Annotated in this window: 13 protein-coding genes; 4 read left to right on the forward strand and 9 right to left on the reverse strand. The window is 63.6% G+C overall.

Annotation, left to right across the window (positions count from 1 at the left end; translation table 11 throughout):
• Positions 1–2: 2 nt before the first annotated feature.
• The 6 genes from PCJ49_RS15885 to PCJ49_RS15910 all read right to left on the reverse strand — a co-directional run bounded on the left by PCJ49_RS15885 (position 3) and on the right by PCJ49_RS15910 (position 7216).
• Positions 3–767: a flagellar biosynthetic protein FliR gene (locus PCJ49_RS15885; protein ID WP_269911781.1), complete on the reverse strand. Its 765-nt coding sequence runs from the start codon at positions 765–767 to the stop codon at positions 3–5.
• A gap of 13 nt (positions 768–780) precedes the next feature.
• On the reverse strand, positions 781–2847 hold the full coding sequence (gene flhA / locus PCJ49_RS15890) for a flagellar biosynthesis protein FlhA (RefSeq protein ID WP_269911782.1): 2067 nt from the start codon (positions 2845–2847) through the stop codon (positions 781–783).
• A 75-nt stretch (positions 2848–2922) separates the two neighbouring features.
• Positions 2923–3864 carry an alpha/beta hydrolase gene (locus PCJ49_RS15895; RefSeq protein ID WP_269911783.1) on the reverse strand — a complete coding sequence of 314 codons (942 nt, stop codon included), beginning with the start codon at positions 3862–3864 and terminating at the stop codon, positions 2923–2925.
• Positions 3861–4988 carry an NAD(P)-dependent alcohol dehydrogenase gene (locus PCJ49_RS15900; RefSeq protein ID WP_269911784.1) on the reverse strand — a complete coding sequence of 376 codons (1128 nt, stop codon included), beginning with the start codon at positions 4986–4988 and terminating at the stop codon, positions 3861–3863. Before PCJ49_RS15900 ends, PCJ49_RS15895 begins: the two co-directional genes overlap by 4 nt.
• Positions 4989–5132: 144 nt before the next feature.
• Positions 5133–5864, reverse strand: coding sequence for a histidine utilization repressor (gene hutC, locus PCJ49_RS15905; RefSeq protein WP_269911785.1), 732 nt, complete (start codon positions 5862–5864; stop codon positions 5133–5135).
• On the reverse strand, positions 5861–7216 hold the full coding sequence (locus PCJ49_RS15910; RefSeq protein ID WP_269911786.1) for a formimidoylglutamate deiminase: 1356 nt from the start codon (positions 7214–7216) through the stop codon (positions 5861–5863). Before PCJ49_RS15910 ends, hutC begins: the two co-directional genes overlap by 4 nt.
• Positions 7217–7447: 231 nt before the next feature.
• Between PCJ49_RS15910 and hutI the strand changes: the two genes are divergently transcribed.
• The 4 genes from hutI (at position 7448) to hutU (ending at position 12847) form a co-directional block, all read left to right on the forward strand.
• Complete coding sequence (gene hutI, locus PCJ49_RS15915) at positions 7448–8656, forward strand: imidazolonepropionase (protein WP_269911787.1); 1209 nt, start codon at positions 7448–7450, stop codon at positions 8654–8656.
• Positions 8653–10185, forward strand: coding sequence for a histidine ammonia-lyase (hutH, locus tag PCJ49_RS15920; RefSeq protein WP_269911788.1), 1533 nt, complete (start codon positions 8653–8655; stop codon positions 10183–10185). Before hutI ends, hutH begins: the two co-directional genes overlap by 4 nt.
• A 161-nt stretch (positions 10186–10346) precedes the next feature.
• Positions 10347–11183, forward strand: a complete 837-nt coding sequence (hutG, locus tag PCJ49_RS15925; RefSeq protein WP_269911789.1) for an N-formylglutamate deformylase — start codon at positions 10347–10349, stop codon at positions 11181–11183.
• Positions 11180–12847 (forward strand): urocanate hydratase, encoded by a 1668-nt coding sequence (gene hutU, locus PCJ49_RS15930; RefSeq protein ID WP_269911790.1) that lies wholly within the window; start codon positions 11180–11182, stop codon positions 12845–12847. Before hutG ends, hutU begins: the two co-directional genes overlap by 4 nt.
• A 338-nt stretch (positions 12848–13185) precedes the next feature.
• Here the strand turns inward: hutU and PCJ49_RS15935 are convergent, their stop codons facing one another.
• The 3 genes from PCJ49_RS15935 to PCJ49_RS15945 form a co-directional block, all read right to left on the reverse strand.
• Complete coding sequence (locus PCJ49_RS15935; protein WP_269911791.1) at positions 13186–14421, reverse strand: hypothetical protein; 1236 nt, start codon at positions 14419–14421, stop codon at positions 13186–13188.
• Between the two features lie 63 nt (positions 14422–14484).
• Complete coding sequence (locus PCJ49_RS15940) at positions 14485–15195, reverse strand: hypothetical protein (protein ID WP_269911792.1); 711 nt, start codon at positions 15193–15195, stop codon at positions 14485–14487.
• A 322-nt stretch (positions 15196–15517) separates the two neighbouring features.
• The gene (locus PCJ49_RS15945; RefSeq protein WP_269911793.1) at positions 15518–17455 is read right to left on the reverse strand and encodes a methyl-accepting chemotaxis protein; all 1938 of its coding nucleotides are present in this window, start codon (positions 17453–17455) and stop codon (positions 15518–15520) included.
• Positions 17456–17475 lie beyond the last annotated feature (20 nt).

Here is a 17475-nt window from a genome sequence, read left to right on the forward strand (position 1 = left end):
CCTCAGCCCCCGAACCGGTGCAGAAAGCTGGCGAAATGGCCGATGAAGCTGGTGGCGATGACGGCCACCGTCATGGCCAGCACCAGCAACCCACCCAGGATGGAAATCGGCATCCCGATGAAGAAGACGGCGAATTGCGGCATGGCGCGGTTGATCAGCCCCAGCCCGACATTATAGACGAAGCCCAGCACCAGAAACGGGGTGGCGAACTGCACCGCCATGCGAAAGCTGGTGGAAACCGTCTCCGCCGTGGTCTTGGCCAGCCCCGCCAGGGAAGGCAGCGTGGCCGCCGGCATCAGTTTATAGCTTTCCAGCAAGGCCTTGATGATGGACAGGTACTGGTCGGTGACGAACAGCAGCACCAGCCCGCCCATCATCAGATATGACCCCGCCACCGACCCGGATTCAAACCCGGTACCGGGGGAGGTGAAGATGTTGGACAGGTTCATCAACTGGGCAATCATCTGCCCGGCGATCTGCAAGGCGGCGAACAGGATGCGGGCGGAAATGCCGATAAAGGCCCCGGCCGCCAGTTCCCCCGCCACCTGCACCAGCAGGTCGGACACGGCATCCGGGGCCGGCGGCAGGCCCGGCACCACGGCCGACAGGGCCAGCGCCACCCCCAGGGCTGCCGCCAGCCGGGCTTGCATCGGCACCGCCGTTTCGCCAAAGCCTGGCAACAGGGAAATGGCGGCCCCCACCCGGGCCACCACCAGCAGGAAACCATAGATTTCCGCCGTCAACAGGTCGGTCAGCGCGCTGGTCATGCCGCGTCCGCCCTTAAATCTGGTCGATGGTGGTGACGGGGGCCTTACGGTGCAGTTCGTTATGGCAAATGACGGGGGTGGAGGGGCTGACCCGTTCCAGCAGCGACCGCACAAAGGGCCGCGCCGCCGGCGCCACCAGCACGGCGGGCCAGTAATCCGCCGTGGCATGGGCCTGGATGCGGGCGCGGGCGGCCAGCAGGAATTCCTGCACCGTGGAAGGCGGCATGACGAATTGCCGATCCTCCCCCTGCTCCACAATATTATCCAGGAAGGCCTGTTCCCATTCCGGGCTGACGACGATGACGGGGATATAGCCTTCCCCGGTCGTCAGCGCCTGACAGATCTGCAGCGACAGCCGCGAACGCACATGTTCGGTCATCATGGTGATGTTGCGCGTCCAGGCGGCGGCCTCTGAAATCCCTTCCAGGATCAAGGGCAGGTTGCGGATGGAAACCCGCTCTGCCAAAAGCGCCTGCAACACCCGCTGCACCACCGACAGGCTGACCTGACCGGGGATCAGGTCAGCCACCAGTTTCTGATGCTCCCGGTCCATCTCATCCAGCAGCCGCTTGGTGGCGGCATAGCTCAGCAGGATGGGCATATGTTCCTTGATCACCTCGGCCAGATGGGTGGTGATCACGCTGTCCGGGTCGACGACGGTGAAGCCCTTCAGTTCCGCCTCTTCCGCCAGCATCGGCTCAATCCAGCGGGCCGGCAGGCCGAAGGTGGGTTCACGCGTGTCGGTGCCGGGCACATCGATGCCCTCGTTACGCGGGTCGATGCACAGCATCTTGCGCACCTGCACTTCGCCCTTGGCCACCATCACGCCCTGGATCGACACTTCATAGGCATTCATGGCCACGCTGGCGCTGTCACGCAGGCGCACGGAGGGCAGCAGGAAACCATATTCGGTGGCAAAGCGCTTGCGCAGGCGGCGCACCTTGGCCGACAGGCCGGTGGCCGGGTCCAGGATCAGGGAGACAAGGCCGCTGCCCAGCTCCACCCGGATATCATCCACCCGCAGCATGTCGGCCACCGGCTCTTCTGCCGTGGGGGCCTTGGCGGCCATCAGCTCATCATGGCGTTTCTGGTCTTCCTGCTGGGCGGCATAGCGCGGCAGATACCAGGCGAGGCTGCCCGCCAGCCCGGACAACAGCAGAAAGGGGAACAGCGGCAGGCCCGGCGTGGCCCCCAGCAGCAGCAGCAGGCCGGACGCCACCCCCAGCGCCTTGGGATAGGCGCCCAACTGGGTCAGCATCGCCTGATCGATGGACCCCTTGTTGCCGCCCTTGGAGACCAGGATACCGGCAGCCAGACTGACGATCAGGGCGGGGATCTGCGTGACCAGACCATCACCAACGCTGAGGATGGTATAGGTGCGGGCGGCGTCAGCAAAGCTCATGTCATGCTGGGCGACGCCGATCAGCAGCCCGCCCAGGATATTGATGGCGGTGATGATCAACCCCGCCACCGCATCGCCGCGCACGAATTTGGAGGCGCCATCCATGGCGCCATAGAACTGGCTTTCCTGTTCCAGCTCGCTGCGGCGCAGGCGTGCCGCCGTCTCGTCAATCAGGCCGGCGGAAAGGTCGGCATCAATGGCCATCTGCTTGCCGGGCATGGCATCCAGGGCGAACCGTGCGCCCACTTCGGCGATGCGGCTGGCGCCCTTGGTGATGACGATGAAATTCACCACCACCAGAATGGCAAAGATGATCAGGCCGATGACGAAATTGCCGCCCATGACGAAATCGGCAAAACCCATGATGACATGGCCCGCCGCATCCGTGCCCGTATGGCCCTGTGACAGGATCAGCCGGGTGGAGGCAAGGTTGAGCGACAGGCGCAGCAGGGTGGAAATCAGCAGGATGGTGGGAAAGCTGGAAAAATCCAGCGGCCGCGCGATCCACAGCCCCACCATCAGGATCAGCACGCTGATCGCCATGGACAGCGCCAAACCCATATCCAGCATCCAGCCCGGTACCGGCAGGATCAGGATGGTCAGCACGAAAACCAGACCCAGCGCGAACAGAACGTCACGGTGGCGCAGGCCGATGGGCAGGGCGTTGGCGGCGGACATCGGGGCTCTGGTTCTCCAGGGTGGGATCATCCCACCCTAGCGAACCGGGGTAAAAGCCGGGTTCAAGCTTGGGATTTACCCACCCACGGCCACCTTGGCAAAGGCCGCCATCTTGGCGATGGCCTGCGGGACGGCCGGTGTCACCCCGCTCATATGGATGAAGGCATGGATCAGGGACGGGTGATGGTGATGGGCCACCGGCACGCCCGCCCGGCGCAGGGCCAGGGCCAGATCGCACCCTTCATCCATCAGCGGGTCGTAACCGGCGGTCACCACCAGGGTTGCCGGTGCTTCCATCAGGTCAGGCCGGGCGAGCAGGTTGGCGCGCCGGTTGCCACGGCTTTCCGGATCGGGGAAGGTCATGGCGGTGAAGGCGTCCATGCTGGCGCGGGTCAGCAGATAGCCCTCGCCACAGCGGCGCAGGCTTTCCGTTTCATGCGTGAACTGCACCACCGGATAGATCGCCAGCAACAGGCGGGGCCGGGGGCCCTTGTCATTGGCCACATCCAGCACGGCGGATGCGGCCAGATTGCCCCCGGCGGAATCGCCACCGACCGCCAGATGGGTAGGGTCGATGCTGGGATCGGCCTGTCCTGCCAGCACCTGGCGCAGCACCGCCAGCACATCATCATGCGCCGCCGGGAACGGGTGTTCCGGGGCCAGCCGATAGCTGGCGGACAGCACCCGCAGGCCCGACAGGGCGGCAAAGCGGCGGCAGAACCCGTCATGGCTGTCCAGATCGCCGGCGACAAAGCCACCGCCATGAAAGAACAGCAGGCAGGGGCCGACCGGCGGCGCCCCGGCCGGTGTGTAAAGCCGGGCCGGCAGGGGGCCGGCGGCCCCGGTCAGGTTGATATCCCGCCGCACCCGGGCCACCGCATCGGGCGGCCCTTCCATGGCAAGGCAGCTATCATGCATCACCTGCCGGATGATGGCGGGGGGCAGGCTGCCCATGTCCGGCTGGCCGGACCCGTTCAGTTCGGCCAGCATCCCGGCAATATGGGGGTCCAGGCTCATGGGGTGGGTACCTCCGTACCGGGCATCAGCAGGATCGGCTTGATCACCCGGCCGGCCTCGGACTCTGCCACCGCCTCATTGATGGCGCTGAAGGGGAAGAAGCGCACGAACCGGTCAAAGGGCAGTTTGCCGTCACGGTAGAGCGCCACCAGTTGCGGCACGAACTGTTCCGGATCGGCATCCCCTTCCACCACGCCGCGCAGCCGGCGCCCGCCGGACAGCAGATGGCCGCCATCAACGGGGATATCCTGGCCGAAGGTGACAGCGCCGACCACGGCGCATTCCCCGCGCGGGGCCAGCATCATCAGGCCCTGGCGGATCACCTCTGACCGGGCCGAGGTGTCGATGGCGTAATCCACCCCAACCCCGCCGGTCAGGCCCATCACCTTTTCCGCCAGATTGCCGCCGCCGCGCGGATCGATGACATGGGTGGCCCCCAGTTCGGACGCCAGATCCAGCCGGCTGGCCACCGGATCGATGGCGATGATGCGGGCAGCCCCGGCTACCTTGGCCGCCATGATGGCGCTGAGCCCCACCGTGCCCACGCCCATCACCGCCACCGACGATCCCGCCCGCACCTTCAGTGCGTTCAGCACCGTGCCGGCCCCGGTCAATACACCACAGCCCAGCGGCCCCAGCAGGGCCAGCGGCACATCGGCCGGCACCTTCACCACATTGCGCTGATGGCACAGCGCATGGGTGGCGAAGGAGGATTGGCCGAAAATATTGGCGTGGATCATCTCCCCATCGCGGGACAGGCCACTGCTGCCATCGCCGCGTGCGCCGAAGAAATTGCGCGGGAAGAATTCATGGCAATAGGCGGGGGCCGCGTCGCTGCAGGACGGGCAATGGCCGCAGGAATTGAAGCTCATCACCACGGCGTCGCCGGGCTTCACCTTGGTGACGCCGGCCCCGACCGCCAGCACGGTGCCGGCCCCTTCATGCCCCAGCACCACCGGCTGGGGGACCGGCAACAGCCGGTCGCGCATCACCATGTCGGTATGGCAGACCCCGGTGGCTGCCACCTTCACCAGCACCTCGCCCGGCAGCGGCTGTTCGATCTCCAGATGTTCCAGATTGAAGGGGCCACCCGGCGCCCGGATGACGGCAGCGGTAATCTGCATGATTTTTCCTCCCGACCCTTGTCCGGTGCCGTCTGTTCGCGGCACCGATTATCAGGGGTCAAGGGAACCATGCGCCGGGAAAACCTGCTTGGCCGGGGCGGCAGGCAAACTTGATAAAAACGGCAATCCGCCGCCGCCCCGGCCTTACCCGCCGCTGAAGCGCGCCACCAGATCGAACATGGCGCCGGGAAATAACTGCCGCACGGCGGTGACGGGGGCGGGGCCGGTGGGGGTTTGCCGCCAGGTGCGGCGGTCCAGCAGCAGGCACGCCGCCTCCTGCGCCAGCCCCAGGGCTGCCCCGTCCGCGCCGGCCTGGATGGCGGCAATGCGGTGTTCGGCCTCAGTCCAGGGCACATGTGACAGCAGCCAGGAACCGGGCGGCACGGTGGAAAAATCCACGCCCTCCGCCTCCGGCACGGCAGCCAGATTGATCAACCGTTCTTCCAGCGCGAACGGGGTCCCATCGGCCAGATGGCGGCAGCGCAGCAGCAAGGCCCGCCCGCCGCGCTTCAACACCATGCGGTCGGCTGCCACCTCTGCCGCCGGCAGCAGGGCGCGGTGCAGCAATTCCATGCCATAATCCATGCCGCGCCCGACGATTTCCGCCTGGATATCGGGGATGGCCAGGGCCGCCATATGGATTTTCGGGCTGGAGACGAAGCTGCCCGCCCGCTTGCGCCGTTCGATCAGCCCGGCATCGGCCAGGGCCGACAGGGCCTTGTTCACCGTCATCCGGGCGCAGCCATAGCGCGCCATCAATTCATGCTCCACCGGGATGCGCTCACCGGGGCGCAGGGTGCCGGACAGGATCAGCCCTTCAATATCGGCGCGGATGCGCTGGTGCAGCGGGGCGGGGCCGGGCTCGGCCAGGGTCATGACAGGATCTTCTCAATCGTCCGGCGATAACGGGCGGCGATGGTGTCGCGCGCCTGATGGCGGCCCTGGCTTACCACGCACCGCCCGCGCCGCCAAACCATGTCCACCATCGACCGGCCACCGAAAATGAACCCGTCCAGCAGCCCGTCACCGTTGCGCGCGATCAGGCTGGGATGGGTGGCATCCAGGCTGAACAGATCAGCCGAGGCCCCCACCCGCAGCCCGGCCAAGCCCTGGCCCAGCGCCTGGGCCCCGCCGGCCAGCGCACCATCGAACAACCGCCGCCCGGTGGAGCCGCCGCCGCCGGCCAGCATATTGCGCCCCTGATGTTTCAGCCGCTGGGCATATTCCAGGCTGCGCAGTTCTTCTGCCGCATCGATTAGCACATTGCTGTCCGACCCGATGCCGAACCGCCCGCCGGCGGTCAGATAATCCACGGCATTGACAATGCCGTCGCCCAGATTGGCCTCTGTAATCGGGCAGAGGCCGGCAACGGCACCGCTGCGCGCCAGCCCTTCCGTCTCGCCCCCATCCATATGGGTGGCGTGAACCAGACACCATTGCTCGGTCACCGGCATGTTCTGCAACAGCCAATCAACCGGGCGCTGGCCGGACCAGGCCAGACAATCCGCCACTTCCCGCATCTGTTCGGCGATATGGATATGGATCGGCCCGCCTTCGGCCTGGGCGATGGCCAGCGACAGGCTTTCTGGCGTGACGGCGCGCAGAGAATGCGGGGCCACGCCCACGACACCATCGGGCAGAAAGCCCACAGCCCGGCGGGAGGCGGCGATCAGCAGGCCGAAAAGGTCTGGCCGATTGACGAAACGGCGCTGGCCCTCGCCCGTCGGCTGACCACCGAAGCCGCCGCAATGATACAGCACCGGCAGCAGGGTCAGGGCGATCCCGGTTTCATCCGCCGCCGCCGCCAGCCGCCCGCCCATCTCTGCCAGATCGGCATAGGGCGCGCCGTCCGGCGCATGGTGGATGTAGTGGAACTCCCCCACGCGGGTGAAACCGCTTTCAAGCATCTCCACAAAAGCCATGGCGGCGATGGATTGCATCTCCTCCGGCCCGATGCGGTGGGCGAAGCGGTACATCACTTCCCGCCAGGTCCAGAAACTATCCGCCGCCGGCCCCCGCACCTCCGCCAGCCCGGCCATGCCGCGCTGAAAGGCGTGGCTGTGCAGGTTGGGCAGGCCTGGCAGGGCGATGGCGTGGCGCTCATCGTTTGGCTGGGGCGGGGTGTTGGTTTGCACGCTGGTGATGACGCCCGAGGTCAGTTCCAGCCGCACCTGATCGGCCCAGCCGGTGGGAAGCAGGGCGTGGTGGAACCAGAGGGCTTGGGTCACGAGCGGGCTTCCTTGGGTGAGGATTCTTGGCTGGGGGTGAGGATAATGTATAGACATTAATAATGTATAGACATAAAAGGGATGTGAGTTTGTCACTTTCCCAACCGTCACCCCGGCCGCAGCATGGGTGACGGTGGAGAAGCGTAAGGCGCAGTGAAACAAAGGCCCCCATCGCCAGCCGGCCCAATCGGGTAACGGGCCAAAAAACAACCCAGGGAGCAACCAGCGCGCATGACACCGGCTGATCATCTGTGGAAGAACGCCCGTCTGGCCACCATGCGCGCCGACCTGCGCGGGTTGGGGGTCGTGGAGGATGGCATCATCGCCGCCCGCGATGGCCGCATCCTTTATGCCGGGCCGGCCAGCGATGCCCCCGCCCTCAACACCGTTACTGTGACGGATTGCCAGGGGCGTTGGATCACCCCTGGCCTGATTGATTGTCACACCCATCTGGTCCATGCCGGCGACCGCGCGCATGAATTTGAACTCCGCCTGACGGGGGCGACCTATGAAGACATCGCCCGCGCCGGTGGCGGCATCGTCTCTACCATGCGCGCCACCCGCGCGGCGGATGAGGCGGAACTGATCCGCCAGACCATGCCGCGCCTGGATGCGCTGTTGGCCGAAGGGGTGACGACGGTTGAGGTGAAATCCGGCTATGGCCTGTCCCTGGCGGATGAATTGAAAATGCTGCGCGCCGCCCGCGCGCTGGCCGATGCCCGACCGGTCAACATCGCCACCACCTTTCTGGGTGCCCACGCCGTGCCGCCGGAATTTGCCGACGACCATGATGCCTATATCGATCTGGTCTGCCGCAAGATGATCCCCGCCGTGGCCGAACAGGGCTTGGCCGATGCGGTGGACGGGTTCTGTGAGGGGATCGGCTTTTCGCTGGCGCAGGTGCGCCGCGTCTTCCATGCCGCGAAGAGCAATGGGTTGGCGATCAAGCTGCACGCCGAACAATTGTCCAACCTGCAGGGCGCGGCCCTTGCCGCCTCGCTCGGGGCGTTGTCCGCCGATCATCTGGAACATGTGGATGAAGCGGCGGTGCGCGCCATGGCCACGGCCGGCACGGTGGCGGTGATGCTGCCGGGGGCGTTTTACTTCACCCGTGACACCAAACTGCCACCCATCGACCTGTTCCGCCGCCATGGCGTGGTGATGGCGCTGGCCACCGACTGCAACCCGGGCACCGCGCCGCTCACCTCCCTGTTGCTGGCGATGAATATGGGGGCGACCCTGTTCCGCCTGTCGGTGGAAGAATGCCTGCTGGGCGTCACAAGCCATGCCGCCCAGGCGCTCGGCCGGCTCGACAGCGTGGGCACGCTGGAGGCCGGCAAGGCTTGCGACCTCGCCATCTGGGATATCGAACGACCGGCGGAGCTGGTCTACCGCATGGGTTTCAACCCGCTGCACAGCCGCATTTTCAGGGGACAATGATGCCTACCACACTGACCCTCACCCCCGGTGCCGTCAGCCTGGACCAGTGGCGGGCGATCTATCAGGGGGCGGTCCCGATGCTGGACCCGGCCTGCCATGCCCAGGTGCAGCGCGGGGCCGATACGATCACCCGCATCATCGCCAAGGGGGAACCCGTCTATGGTGTGAATACCGGGTTCGGCAAGCTGGCCTCTGTCCGCATTGCCGACGCCGATCTGGCGGAATTGCAGCGCAATATCGTGTTGAGTCACGCCGCCGGCGTCGGTGAGCCGATGCCGGAAAATGTGCTGCGGCTGATGATGGCGCTGAAACTGGCCAGTCTGGGCGTCGGCGCATCGGGCGTGCGGGTGGCGGTGCTGACCCTGCTGGAGGCCATGCTGGCCAGGGGGATTTTGCCCGTGGTGCCGGCGCAGGGGTCCGTGGGCGCGTCGGGCGATCTGGCGCCGCTGTCGCATATGGCCGCCGCGATGATCGGCCATGGCGAGGTGACGGTGGAGGGGGTACGCCAACCCGCAGCCGCCGCCCTGACTGAGGCTGGCCTGTCGCCCTTGCTGCTGGGGCCGAAGGAAGGCTTGGCGCTGCTGAACGGTACACAATTTTCCACCGCCTATGCCTTGGCTGGGCTGTTTGAGGCGGAAAGGCTGCTGCAAAGTGCTTTGGTGACCGGTGCCCTGTCGACGGAAGCCGCCAAGGGGTCCGATACACCGTTTGACCCGCGCATCCACAGCCTGCGCGGCCATCAGGGGCAGATTGACGTGGCGGATACGCTGCGCCGGCTGATGGCGAACTCCGCTATCCGCGATAGCCACCGCGATAATGATGTGCGGGTGCAAGACCCCTATTGCCTGCGCTGCCAGCCGCAGGTGATGGGGGCCGCCCTGGACCTGCTGCGGCAGGCGGCCCGCACCCTGTTGATTGAGGCGAACGCCGTTTCCGACAATCCGCTGGTCTTTGCCGAGGATGACAGCGTTCTGTCCGGCGGGAATTTCCATGCCGAGCCGGTGGCCTTTGCCGCCGACATGGTGGCCATGGCGATCTGTGAGATTGGCAGCCTGTCCGAACGGCGCGTCGCCATGCTGGTGGACCCGGCCTTGTCCGGCCTGCCCGCCTTCCTGACGCCGAAGCCGGGCCTGAATTCCGGCTTCATGATCCCGCAGGTGACGGCCGCTGCCCTGGTTTCAGAGAACAAGCAGCGCGCCTATCCCGCCAGCGTGGACAGCATCCCCACCTCGGCCAACCAGGAAGATCATGTCTCCATGGCGGCCCATGGCGCGCGGCGGTTGATGGCGATGGTGGAGAACGGCTTTGCCGTGATTGCGATTGAGTGGCTGGCCGCCGCCCAGGGCTGCGATTTCCATGCGCCGCTGACCAGCAGTGCGGTGCTGGAAGCCGCCCGCGCCCGGCTGCGGTCGGATGTCCCGACGCTGGGGGAAGATCGCTATTTCCACGCGGACATTCAGGCGGCCTTGGCGCTGGTGCGCGGTGGGGCGCTGGTGGCGACGGTGGAAGGGTTGCCGGCGGTGGGGTGAGGGGGATTTTCCCCTCTGAAACACTTCCCATTCCCTCCAACCGTCACCCCGGCGAAGGCCGGGGTCCAGGGTCACAAGCGCTTCGCTCTACGAAACTGGACCCCGGCCTTCGCCGGGGTGACGGTAAAGAAAGAGCCAACCAGCTCCCAAGGAACCACCCCATGCCCCACACCCATCCCTGGCTGGACATCACCCGTGGCACGGTCCCGCTGATCCTGTCCATCCCCCATGCCGGCACCGACATTCCCGATGATATCGTGCCCGCCCTGGCCGATCCTTGGCTGGCGCGCAAGGATGCGGATTGGCATGTGGCGGACCTCTACGCTTTCGCCGCCGACCTGGGGGCGACCATCATCCGCACCCGCCTGTCGCGGACGGTGATCGACGTGAACCGTCCGCCCGATGGCGCATCGCTCTATCCTGGACAGGCGACGACCGACCTCTGCCCGCTGACCAGCTTCGACGGCGAACCGCTCTACCGCCCCGGCCAGGAACCGGACGCGGCAGAACTGGCCCGCCGCCGCGCCCTCTACCACACGCCCTATCACACGGCCCTGGCAACCGAGATCGCGCGGCTGAGCGAACAGCACCCAAGCGTGGTGCTGTATGATTGCCATTCCATCCGCTCCCGCGTGCCGCGCCTGTTTGATGGCGACCTGCCGCATTTCAATATCGGCACCAACAGCGGCACCGCCTGCGCCCCCGCCCTGCAGGCGGCGGTGGAGCGGGCGTGCGACGTCACACAGTTCAGCCGTGTCAGCAATGGCCGCTTCAAGGGCGGCTATATCACCCGCCATTACGGCCAGCCCGCCAATGGCGTGCATGGGGTGCAGATGGAACTGGCCTGCCGGGGCTATCTGGCGGAACCAGCCTGGCCGCTGGATGCAACCAACTGGCCACCCGCCTTTGATCCCGCCTATGCCGCACCGATGGTGTCGGCCTTGACCCACATTCTCACCATCTGCCGCGACTGGGCGCTTGAAGGGGACAGGACATGAACCGTATCGACAATTCCCGCCGCATCAAGGCCGCCCATGGCAGCACCCGCAGCGCCAAAAGCTGGCAGACCGAAGCCGCACTTCGGATGTTGATGAATAACCTGGACCCGGACGTGGCCGAACGGCCGGAAGAACTGGTCGTGTATGGCGGCATCGGTCGGGCGGCGCGCGACTGGCAGAGCTTCGACCGCATCGTCGCGGCGCTGACAAAGCTGGAGGATGACCAGACCCTGCTGGTGCAATCCGGCAAGCCGGTGGGGGTTTTCCGCACCCATAAAGATGCGCCGCGCGTGCTGATCGCCAATTCCAACCTCGTCCCCCATTGGGCCAACTGGGACAAGTTCCACGAGCTGGATGCCAAGGGCCTGATGATGTATGGCCAGATGACGGCGGGAAGCTGGATCTATATCGGCACCCAAGGCATCGTCCAGGGCACCTATGAGACATTTGTGGAGGTGGGGCGACGCCATTATGGCGGCAGCCTTGCCGGGCGTTGGATTCTCACCGGCGGCTTGGGCGGCATGGGCGGGGCGCAGCCGCTGGCCGCCGTGATGGCGGGCGCGTCTTGTCTGGCGGTGGAATGCCAGCCGTCGCGCATCGACATGCGCCTGCGCACGGGCTATCTGGACCGCGCCACCGACAATCTGGATGAAGCACTTGCCCTCATCGCCCAAGCCTGTACGGAGAAAAAACCCCTCTCTGTCGGCCTGCTGGGCAATGCGGCGGATATCTTCCCGGAACTGGTGCGCCGGGGCGTGCGGCCCGATGCGGTGACGGATCAGACCTCCGCCCACGACCCGATCAATGGCTATCTGCCGCGCGGCTGGACGCTGGACCAATGGGCCAAGGGCCGCGAAAGCGACCCGAAGTCGGTGGAACGCGCCGCGCGCGCCAGCATGGCCGAACAGGTGCGCGCCATGCTGGATTTCTGGAAGGCCGGCGTACCCACCCTGGATTACGGCAATAACATCCGCCAGATGGCGCTGGAGGAAGGGGTGGCGGATGCGTTCGCCTTCCCCGGCTTCGTGCCGGCCTATATCCGCCCGCTCTTCTGCCGGGGCATCGGCCCGTTCCGCTGGGCGGCCTTGTCCGGCGACCCGGAGGATATTTACAAGACCGACCAGAAGGTAAAGGAGCTGCTGCCCGATAATGCCCAACTGCATCACTGGCTGGACATGGCGCGGGAAAAGATCAAATTCCAGGGCCTGCCGGCCCGCATCTGCTGGGTGGGGCTGGGCGACCGCCACCGGCTGGGGCTCGCCTTCAATGAGATGGTGGCCAAGGGCGAGCTGAAGGCCCCGGTGGTGATTGGCCGCGATCACCTGGACAGCGGCTCCGTCGCGTCGCCCAACCGGGAGACAGAGGCGATGCAGGATGGCTCGGATGCCGTCTCCGACTGGCCCTTGCTGAACGCCCTGCTGAACACGGCGTCGGGGGCGACCTGGGTGTCGCTGCACCATGGCGGCGGCGTCGGCATGGGCTTTTCCCAGCATAGCGGCATGGTGATCGTGGCCGACGGCACGCCCGAGGCTGCCAAGCGCCTGGAACGGGTGCTGTGGAACGACCCCGCCACCGGCGTGATGCGCCATGCCGATGCCGGGTATGATATCGCGCAGGAATGCGCGCGCGATAAGGGACTGGATTTGCCGGGGATATTGGGGTGAGGGAGAAATAGCGTTATAATACCAAGCAGCCGAGGGTTTGACCCTTGGTGGCTTGGAGGCCGGCGGTCGCCGGCCTCCAAGCCAAGCTGCCGGATGGCAGCGCCCGGCACCTGAGGGAACACAAAACCTCCCTGGATCAGTCACGATCAAGGGAGATTGGTATAAGGTATCATTGCCTCAAATGAAGACACTTGAGGCAATGATACAGTTTTGGATTATATAGCGGGCAATCTTCTGCCTGTGACGTGGTAACCCAGGCAGATACTTCCTATTTTACTGTGCAAATTCTGATCGAAACGACCCCGATTTAAAACCGTTCCGTTTCAGATACAACAGCGTCAGGACGCATGGGCGGGCAGACGACCAACATATTCAAAATTCTCCCCGTCCCGGCGACCAAAGACGTAAAGATGCTCTGGGGAAAGAATGCCTTGTTGCCATCCCTGAAAGTAGCGCTTTCGGCCCTTGGCATCTGCAGCTGCGTGATAGCAGTAGGCGACCAACTCTGAGCAGAACAATTTTGGAGACCGATTGTTCTTTAGATCACTGCTGAATTTACTCGTTGAATCGGCCACCGCGGATCTAGCAAGGTCGATAAGTTTATCGCCGCCAGAAACCCCACCAAGGCTAGCAACGCTACCAATCGCCTTGTAGCCAATGGTCAGATATAAGTTCTTGTGGTCGTATTCTACCTTTACTGGCGTAGATTCCTCGAAAATATTCAGATTATTCGCTGATTCATCGGGAAGTAATTCTTTGGCCATCTGAACGGCAATTTGTCTGATTTGAGAATCTCGACAACGCAAGACATAAAAATCATATTCGTTGTAGTTGCAGCCATTGAAGCTGCTATGGTCTCTCAAGGGGGAAATACCAATGCCCTTGTCCACAGCTTCGATGACTCTCCGATTGCCTATATAGATCATGGCATGTGTTAGTTTATGGGAATCTTTATATCCTCTTAGGCCATTCAATGAAAGCTGAGCGAGATTAATGGCTGATGATGTTTTGTCATCACTATGTAGTCTTTTTAGCAGTATATCTCCCGGTTCCAATTTATCGGTTGTAATTGATTTTGAATTTGGATTGTCAATATCATCATTTTTATTAAAAACCTTATCATAGGTTTTTTCTTTCACCGCGCTGCCAGCGTCTATTATAACCCCTCCTGCCTTGATGGCGCCGCGCCCAACAGCTCTCGCTCCCTCAGACCCGACATCAACGGCAGCACTGGCAGTTCTCTTCAGGATATTAACAGTCCCGCTGATGAGGGCAAAATCGGCAACCTTGTCCTCGCCTTCTTCACCCTCAGTGTCAACCCCGCCTTCCGGGTCGACTGATTGCATCCCCGAGGCAAGAGCACCCAACAAATCTTGGCCGTCGGGTGTCAAGGCGAACAAGTATGAATTCTCTGAATCCTCCACCCGGATGATATCCGTATCCACATGGAATACAGATACCAGTTTATCTGGACTATCATGAAGGTAAAGATTATCACCTTCTTTTACATCATTGACGGATATTGTCTCTATGTGAACCCTCTGTACCGTTCCGTTATCGATTTGCGAAGGCATGATCTTCCTCTCTGTGTTTGTTATCGTGAAGTTTAGGTGATTGGAGAACCAACATTGTCTGGGTCAGTTCGATGAACTGGAGGCAGGGCTGTAGATCTTTCTGTGACCCTCAACGTCCAAAGGGGACAGAGACAAAGACCCACTGAAATTTGACAACTCACATGGTTGAACCATCAAGGATTTTTCATCTTTTTGATTGATCAAAACACTCGCTAGTCCGGGCGGAAGCTGGTTTGCTGTACCATTGCAAATATTCTCATGAACATATCCCAATATGTGTCCCAACTCGTGCCGGATGATTCCGATTTTTTCTACGTTTTCGGAGAAATAGGCAGGAGATATCCGTAAAATTCTATTCTTACTCTCTGACGTTGGAAAAAAGGAACGGGCTATATATGCTGGGGCTTTTTTCTCGCCTGATGATAATAATATTGATCCAATATATCTCACTCTAAATGTGGCTTTGCTTTTTTCATATACGCGAGTAAAAGAGACGCCACACTCAGCGCAGGCATTCTCCCAATCCTTAGCCGCTGCTGCTAAACTAGAAGCAACAATTGTCTCGCGCATGCAAGTTTTCGTGGGTGTCCATTGCCGACCACACAGTTCTTGTGCGTCAATCCAATAAGTAAGGGTTCTCTGACCTGATGGCCAGATTGCTGCTTTCTGTCTAATGTCCGATATCTGTAACGCCCCGTCGGTCACCGCCGGGTTGATAAGCACTTGCAGGGCGACACTACGTTCGGGAAACGCCGCCAAGACAATGAGAAGCAAGGGAACTCCGACAAAAGTTCCAACGCGGGATCTCATTTCACACCATTTCAGTGGGTGGTATCTGATCTACTTTTGCGTTTCTGATATATAACAGAGATCGTCCTATGGTGGAAAGAAAAATATGTACCCCATGTTTTATGACGATTTAGTGTTCAAACGGTTCCATACAATGGTGTTGTGGACGTGGCGCCTTCTGCGGGGCGGTCTCTGTCGTGAACGGCTTCCGGGTGAGCGGAAGCCGTTCGGGTATTCCCGCCACGGGGTCTGCCTGTCGCCATTCCGCCCATGGACGGGAAAAAACATGGGGTGACGCAAACCTCGCTTACGCCGCCCGGATGGCCGCGAAGAAGCGGGTGATCTCATCCTGCAACAGGGTGGCGTTGCGGGCGAGGTTGGAGGAGGCGAGAGAGACCTGACGCGACATCTCGCCCGCTTCCTCCGCCGCACCCGTCACCTGACCCATGGCACCGTCCACCTGCACCACGCTGCCCGCGGCGTCCGACACGCTGCCAGCGATTTCCGACGTGGCGGCGGATTGCTGTTCCACCGCATGGGCGATTTCCTCGGCGATCTGGCTTTGGCCAGCGATGGCGGTGCTGACCTGCCGGATGGCGGCAACCGACTGTTCCGCCACTTTCTGGATTTCGCCGACCAGCCCGGTGATATCGTCGGTGGCGCGCGCCGTCTGGGTGGCCAGCGCCTTCACCTCCCCCGCCACCACGGCAAAGCCCTTGCCGGCCTCCCCGGCGCGGGCGGCCTCAATCGTGGCGTTCAGTGCCAGCAGGTTGGTCTGGGCGGCAATGTTGGAGATCAGGCCCACCACTTCGCCGATGCGCTGGGCAGCACTGGCCAGACTGGCCAGCGTATGGTCGGCCTGTTCGGCCTGTTCCATGGTCTGGCCGGCGGATTGGCTGGACCGGCTGGCCTGGCGCTGGATTTCAGCGATGGAGCCGGACAGTTCCTCTGCGGCGGCGGCCACGGCCTGGATCTTGTCGCTGGCGGCGTTGGTGGCCCCGGTGGCGGCCTGCGACTGGCGCAGCGTCTCCCCGGAAATGCCGGACATCTGCGCTGCTGTCGCTTCCAGCTCGGTGGAGGCCGACGACATCTCCCGGATGGCCAGGGAGGCGGTGACGTCAAAATCGGCGATCAACCGTTCCAGTTCGGCCGTATGGCGGTCGCGGGCGGCGCGCTGGTCGGCCTCCACCGCGCGCAGGCGGGCGGCCTCCTGGCCAGCCTGCTTCAGCACGGCAACCGACCGGGCCATGGCGCCCAGCTCATCCTGGCGGTTGGCATGGGGCACATCGGCGCTGTAATCCTCCCGCGCGAACAGGCCGATGGCGTGGCCCAGCTCGGCCAGCGGGCGCAGGATCTGCCGCGTCACGATCAGGATGGCCAGCCCCACCATGCAGAGCCCCACCAGCACCACCAATATGGCCCCCGTCAGGCCCCAGCCGCGGGCGCTGCGCAGGGCCGTTGCCTTGGCGCTGGTGGCCTGTTCCAGTGTCTGGCGGGCCTGGATCACCGTATCAATGGCGCCGCTGGCGGATTTGAACCAGCCCTGGCTGTCCACCGGATAGGCGGCACCGGATGCAGCAGCGGCCAGTACCTGCTTCAACTCCGTATCAATGCGGGCGGTGGCCTGTGCGGCCACGCTGACCCCATCGCGGAAGGACGGTGCCAGCCGGCTGGCCCGTGCTTCGGCCCCGGCCAGACTGATGGCGATGGCGCCGCTGGCATGGCCGATGGACCCCAGCTGGGTGGGGCTGGGCGGTTTGGCGGTGGCAATGATGCCGGCCACCATGCCGCGCTGCCGGCCCAGATGTTCGGCCACCACCGCCAGATCGGTGGTCACGGCCAGACCTTCGGCCAAAGCGGCCTCGTCCGACAGAGCAATGCCGGCAATATCCTGCCGGGCCTGGGCCAGCAGATTCTCGATGACACCGGTTGCCGTGGCGAACCAGGGGCCGGGTTCCCGCGCGCCGGTTCCATCCATGGCTGCGGTCGCCTTGGCCCTGGCGCTGTCCAGGCTGGAAAGAGCGGACTGCAGGGCGCCGGCCTGCTGCATGGCGGCCCGGACATTGACCAGGGCGGCGTCCACCGCCTGGCGGGCCTTGTCCACCGCTGCGCGCTGTTCGGCGCTGGTGGCAGCGCCCGCGATGGCCGCATTCGTGCTGCCCCGTTCCACTGCAAGTTTTCCGGCGGCATCCAGCATGATGGCGGCCTGCCGGTTACTATCCGATGCTTGTTCAGCCGTACTCATTCCCTGCCAGGCGAAGAAAC

Origin of the sequence: Niveispirillum sp. BGYR6 (assembly GCF_027568365.1) — a bacterium.
GTDB lineage: Bacteria > Pseudomonadota > Alphaproteobacteria > Azospirillales > Azospirillaceae > Niveispirillum.